The organism is Pontibacter sp. HJ8, assembly GCF_054824225.1.
In genome coordinates this window covers 1-5,602 of the sequence record NZ_JSYF01000397.1, presented here as the reverse complement: position 1 = coordinate 5,602, position 5,602 = coordinate 1, and the positions used below count along the sequence as shown (strand labels likewise).

General features: G+C 48.9%; 7 protein-coding genes. 5 read left to right on the top strand and 2 right to left on the bottom strand.

The genetic code is table 11. The annotated features are described in order from the left end of the window. The first annotated feature begins 155 nt into the window (after positions 1-155). Together OB13_RS16360 and rsmG are read left to right on the top strand one after the other, a co-directional pair. Complete coding sequence (locus tag OB13_RS16360) at positions 156-380, top strand: hypothetical protein (protein ID WP_461491251.1); 225 nt, start codon at positions 156-158, stop codon at positions 378-380. A gap of 68 nt (positions 381-448) precedes the next feature. Then, the gene (gene rsmG / locus OB13_RS16355; protein WP_461491250.1) at positions 449-1,087 is read left to right on the top strand and encodes a 16S rRNA (guanine(527)-N(7))-methyltransferase RsmG; all 639 of its coding nucleotides are present in this window, start codon (positions 449-451) and stop codon (positions 1,085-1,087) included. 159 nt (positions 1,088-1,246) lie between these two features. Here the strand turns inward: rsmG and OB13_RS16350 are convergent, their stop codons facing one another. Continuing rightward, the gene (locus OB13_RS16350) at positions 1,247-2,200 is read right to left on the bottom strand and encodes a YheT family hydrolase (RefSeq protein ID WP_461491249.1); all 954 of its coding nucleotides are present in this window, start codon (positions 2,198-2,200) and stop codon (positions 1,247-1,249) included. Between the two features lie 129 nt (positions 2,201-2,329). On the opposite strand from OB13_RS16350, the gene OB13_RS16345 reads away from it, so the two are divergent. The 3 genes from OB13_RS16345 to rpsT all read left to right on the top strand — a co-directional run bounded on the left by OB13_RS16345 (position 2,330) and on the right by rpsT (position 3,815). Beyond that, the gene (locus OB13_RS16345; protein WP_461491248.1) at positions 2,330-2,680 is read left to right on the top strand and encodes a hypothetical protein; all 351 of its coding nucleotides are present in this window, start codon (positions 2,330-2,332) and stop codon (positions 2,678-2,680) included. A 193-nt stretch (positions 2,681-2,873) separates the two neighbouring features. Then, positions 2,874-3,284, top strand: a complete 411-nt coding sequence (locus OB13_RS16340) for a hypothetical protein (RefSeq protein WP_461491247.1) — start codon at positions 2,874-2,876, stop codon at positions 3,282-3,284. A gap of 270 nt (positions 3,285-3,554) precedes the next feature. Continuing rightward, complete coding sequence (rpsT, locus tag OB13_RS16335; RefSeq protein ID WP_461491246.1) at positions 3,555-3,815, top strand: 30S ribosomal protein S20; 261 nt, start codon at positions 3,555-3,557, stop codon at positions 3,813-3,815. Between the two features lie 215 nt (positions 3,816-4,030). Here rpsT and pyk read toward each other — a convergent pair whose 3' ends face one another. After that, positions 4,031-5,458, bottom strand: coding sequence for a pyruvate kinase (gene pyk / locus OB13_RS16330; RefSeq protein ID WP_461491245.1), 1,428 nt, complete (start codon positions 5,456-5,458; stop codon positions 4,031-4,033). Between the last annotated feature and the right edge of the window lie 144 nt (positions 5,459-5,602).

Here is a 5,602-nt window from a genome sequence, read left to right as displayed (position 1 = left end):
CCATTAAACAATGCAGCTATTCAACAATTAAAAGTAAAATATTGATTGCGTTTTTTAGAGCCCCTGTCGCCTTTGTGTGACCGGGGCTTTATAATTTGTGACACTTCCCATACTTATTTTATACTTTTGCAGGCAGCCAAGCAGATTATTTTACAGTGAAAAAAGCTTTTTCAGGAGAAGGACTACTGGTCCGCATAGGCAGGCTATACCTGGCACAACGCTACAAGAGCAGGGAGCGGGTAGAGCAGGAGCTGCACAGAAAGTACGAAGGGAAGTATCGCAATGCCGGACTGGTGCTGCTGTTCGACCTGCTGATGGCCTTTACCGTAGTAGCCATCGTCACATTACTGGCGGGAATCCTATACCTTGTAACAGCATAGTAATCATACCTGGGTAGAAAAGACTTTCTAACTCCTAAACTCCTAAACTCTTTAACTCTCTAACTCAAATGTCCCACTCCATTGCAATCCGCACCCTTTTGTCAGGCTACTTTCCGGAGCTCACCGAAGACCAACTGGACAAGTATGAGCGTATGGCCGGGCTCTACCAGGAGTGGAACGAGAAGATCAATGTGGTATCGCGCAAAGACATGGAGCACCTGGGGGTGCATCATATCCTGCATTCACTGGGTATAGCCAAGGTGATCCGGTTTCCGGAGCATGCCCATGTGCTGGATGTAGGTACAGGCGGCGGACTTCCGGGCCTGCCCCTGGCCGTTATGTTTCCTGATGTTCGATTTCACCTGGTAGATTCTATCGGGAAGAAGATACACGTGGTGCAGGAGATTGCCCGCGAACTACACCTGCACAACGTGACAGCTTCCCATACCCGGGCCGAGCAGGTGCGTGAAAAGTTTGACTTTGTAGTAAGCCGGGCCGTGACGCGTCTGGCGAATTTTTATCCCTGGGTGATGAACAGTTTCAAGCGGGAAGCTATACCGGGTAAAGGCATCTATTACCTCAAAGGCGGCGACCTGCAGGAGGAACTGGCCGAGTCAGGCCTGATCACCAAAACCTACGACCTGAAAGACTATTTTACAGAAGAGTTTTTTGAAACGAAGAAGGTGGTGGTAGTGCCGATGCCTTAATTGTTGAATGCTAATTGCTAATTGTTGTTGGGCATACCATTTTCAAAAGGCTGTTGAGTTGACAGGTATAGCCTATGCCTTTTGGTTGAAGTTACGAACTGGCAAAAGTCATACCTGCCCAAAAACAACAATCAAACTATTTAACAATCAACCATTCATTCACTCCCCCTCCAGCAGAAACCTCACAGCGCGGGCTTCCGAGTAGTAGATGTTGTGGCGCATGTCTTCGGCAAAGCCGACATGGCCTCCATCTTCCGGTGTCTCCAGGTATAGGTAGGGGTTTTGCTCTGCCTCCTCCAGCGGGTAACAATTCTTTGTCAGGAACGGATCATTTTTAGCATTGACCAGCAGCGTTGGGATCTGAATGCCCTGGAGAAACTGCTTGCTGCTTACGCGGGCATAATAATCGTCTGCGCTCTTGAAGCCATGTATGGGAGCCGTATACTTGTTGTCAAATTCGGGGAAAGACCAGAAAAGGCTGTAGTCGCTCAGGTCCAGCTCATCCGGGTACAGTTCTTTTTTCTGCTCCAGTTTCTGGCCAAGTGTCTTAAGAAAGCGCTGGGTATAGACCCTCGAGATGCGTTGCGCCGAGCTCTTCAGGTCGATGGGCACCGAAAACACGGCCGCCCGCTTCACCTCCGAAGGCACCTGTTGCGGAGATTCACCCAGGTACTTGAGGCTGATGTTGCCGCCGGCACTAAAGCCAACCAATAAGACTGTATGGTAATTGCCCGAGGAAAGCGCATGCCGGATCACGACATCCAGGTCATCGGATGCCCCTAGGTGGTAGGAGCGGAGCAGCTTGTTGGGCTCGCCGCTGCAGCTGCGGTAGTTCCAGGCCAGGGCATCCACCCCCGACTCGTTGAGCACCTTGACCATGCCCATGATGTAAGGTCGGTGCGAATCACCTTCGAGACCATGCGAGAGCACAGCGAGGGTCTTGGAATTTGCCCGGGACCAGTCCAGGTCAATGAAGTCATCATCGGGCGTAATAATACGCTCCCGCTGATATGTTACCCCTTCTACCTGCCTGAACAGGCTGGGTACAATCGTCTGCATGTGCCCATTGAAGAGGTAAAAGGGTGGCTTATGCTTGGAAGGAATAAGTGGCATAATACTGTATTCTTAATAAAGCTTATAATTTTATATAAAGTAGCAAAGTCAATCCAGGCGCAGTGTCTGCTATAGACCCAAGCAATTTCTTTGCCGTAGTCTTTCTTATAACCAACAACTTTCAAAACTATGAAGTTTTCTACAGCGATTAAAATAGCAGGTTTTTTCTGTTTCCTCGGCATGTTGTTGCCGGCTTGCAGCACCGAAACCAGGCAGGAGGCCGGCAGCGAGTTTGAGCAATTCGCTACCTGGGTCGATCAGAATGCAAAGCGGGCTGAGACCGCCACCGAAGAAGAATGGAATGAGATGCAGGCAGAATATACGCGGAGGTCAACCGAACTGGAATCCAAAAGCGCTGACTGGGATGATAAAACCAAAGCAGAATGGGAAAAGCTGAGAACACAATGGACTGAAACGGAGGGCAAAGCAGAGACGCGCTTCCGGGATGCGGATGCAGCCGTGGAGGGAGATACGATCTGATGTAGGGTGGCAGTTAAATCAAGATAAAGCTGCTACAGTAGAGGAAGGTTTAGTCTATCCTACTCTGTTGCAGGAAGATAGAAAGACTCCTGCAGCCGCTATACCTGAATAGTGTTATATACTTTACCTTAAATATTTATATTCTTTTAGATAGTGGCAGCGTATACAGAGGCACAACCAATATATAGAAAATATGAATATTAAATCGAACCTGAAAATACTAGGTATGGCGCTCACAGTAAGTGCCTTTACCTTTGCCTGTGATACAGAGACCCGCAACGAAACCAATGCCGAAGTGGATGAGGCACAGGTTGAACTGGATGAAACGGGCGCTGAAGCTGACCGGGAGTACAGCGAGTTTTCAGTCTGGGTAGACGAGAACTCCTCCCGTGCTGAGACCGCAACAGAAGAGGAGTGGAGAGAGATGAAGGCCGAATACGATCGCCGTGAAGCAGAACTGGACGCCAAAAGCGATACCTGGGATGAGGAGGGCAAACGTGGATGGCAGGATGTAAAAGACCGCTGGAACCGCACCGAAAACAAAGTTCAGGAGCGAATCGGTGACATCGATGTGGATGTGGATGTAGACAGGAAAAAGAACTAAGCTTCCGGGCTATACCTGAAACAAAAGCCTGTGGCTATGGCCACAGGCTTTTTCTGTTTTCAAAGTAGCCGTGAGGAGGAGATCAGGTGAAGTAAATTTTAAGCAGGAATGCATTGTTGTAGATATTTATGTTACTTTTGTTACAGCAGGAACCAAAATGGCACAGCTGTACTTTTTATCGGCAGCAGGTTTTGGAAATTACCTGCAAAGGGTTTACCTTTGCAAACTCATTTAGATACGGAACAAAATATTTAATTAGTATACAATAACATGGCTAATCACAAGTCGGCATTAAAGAGAATCAGATCGAACAACGCTAAACGTCTTCGTAACAGATATCAGGCGAAAACAACTCGTACATTCATCAAGAGGCTGAAAGGCACTACTGATCAGACCGAGGCGCAGGAACTTTTCAAGACAGTTTCTTCAATGCTTGACCGTCTGGCAAAGAAAAACATCATCCACAAAAACAAAGCGGCTAACAACAAGTCGAAGCTGGCTAAGCACATCAACGGCCTGGCTGCAGCCTAGTTTTTCCTGGAATTTAGTATCTGAAGCCTTGCACGTAATGTGTAAGGCTTTTTGTGTTGCCCCGAAGGTATAACGATGTTGAAATGATGGTTTGCCTATAGCAAGTTGGTTCTGCTACCGGGCGTGTGATGAGTTCGTATACCTTGTATAATATAAAACCCCTGAAACAGTCAGCTGTTTCAGGGGTTTTTCTTTTGTCAGGTCTATACCTGTGCTTAAGCTATGCTGAGCTTGATCATGTTGGTGCGCTTCTGCTCGTAGAGCGGCATACTGGCTGTGTTGATGAACACATCTCCTTTATTCAGGTAGCCTGCCTTCAGCAACATCTGCTTGATGTCGTCAATGGTCGCATCAGTTGACTCAAACTTATCGTAGTAGAAGCCGCGTACGCCCCACACCAGGTTGAGGGTGGTGAGCAGCCGCTCGTTTTCCGTAAAGATAAAGATATCAGCCTTGGTGCGGTGCTTAGCCAGTTGGAAAGCCGTATAGCCGGATTTGGTCATACCGATCACGGCACGGGCATTCGTATCGCGGGCCAGGTAGCAGGCATTGGCCACCAGGCTGTCGTTGAAGAAGGTATCTGAATGCGGGTTGAGGATATAATTCTTGTTGAAGATATCCGCCTGTCGCTCCACCTCGTGGATAGTCAGGTTCATGGACCGGATCGTTTCGATCGGGTATGCGCCCACGGCAGTCTCAGCACTCAGCATGAGCGTATCGGCTCCGTCGATCACCGCATTGGCCACGTCGTTTGTTTCCGCGCGGGTAGGCTTCGGGTTCACGATCATGCTTTCCATCATCTGCGTCGCAATGATCACAGGCTTGGCGGCCTTGTTACACTTCTCCACGATCATCTTCTGCAGCATCGGTACGCGCTCCATACCTGTTTCCACGCCCAGGTCACCGCGTGCTACCATCAGTGCATCTGAAGCCGCAATGATCTCATCGATGTTTTTGATCGCTTCAGGCTTCTCTATTTTGGCGATAACACGGGTATCCTTGCCACGCTCCTGAATGATACGCTTGATCTCGATGATGTCCTCTACGCGGCGTACAAACGAAAGGGCCACCCACTCCAGGTCATGGTCGAGGCCAAAGTGCAGGTCACGCAGGTCTTTTTCAGTAAGGGAAGGGGCAGATACGGAAGAGTCCGGCAGGTTGATGCCTTTACGTGGTTTTACAACGCCGCCGTATTTCACATCCGCCTCTACCACGCAATCCTTGTCAGTCGAGTAAACCACGAGCTCCAGTTTGCCATCGTCTAAAAGAATGGTGTCGCCGGGGTTAACGTCCTTGGCCAGTTCTGTGTAGCTAGTAGACAAGTGGTCGTGGTTGCTCACAGAGCCGTCGCAACGTAGAATAACCCGCTGGCCTTCCTTGATCTCGACGCCTCCGTTCTCTACTTCACCGACCCGTATTTTAGGACCTTGCAAGTCCTGTACAATACATACATTGGTGTTAAAGCGCTTATTTATTTCGCGTATATGCTCTACTACCTTAAGGTGTTCTTCGTGCTCGCCGTGAGAAAAATTCAATCGGAAGGCGTCTACGCCTTCCTGAACCAGGGCCAGAAGCCGTTCGTACGTGTTACTGGCCGGGCCAACGGTCGCCAGAACTTTTGTTTTGTTGAAGATGATCTTCATAATTCAGAATAACAGGTTTTCTTTAAACTTAAGTGTAAGTGGATCAAATTGTTTCGCGTATTGTATCAGAGTCAGTCGCTGCAGCCTACCGATCAGCTCCTGCGGGTACAGGAATGTGTGCGGGTTCTGTCCACCAGTGTCATG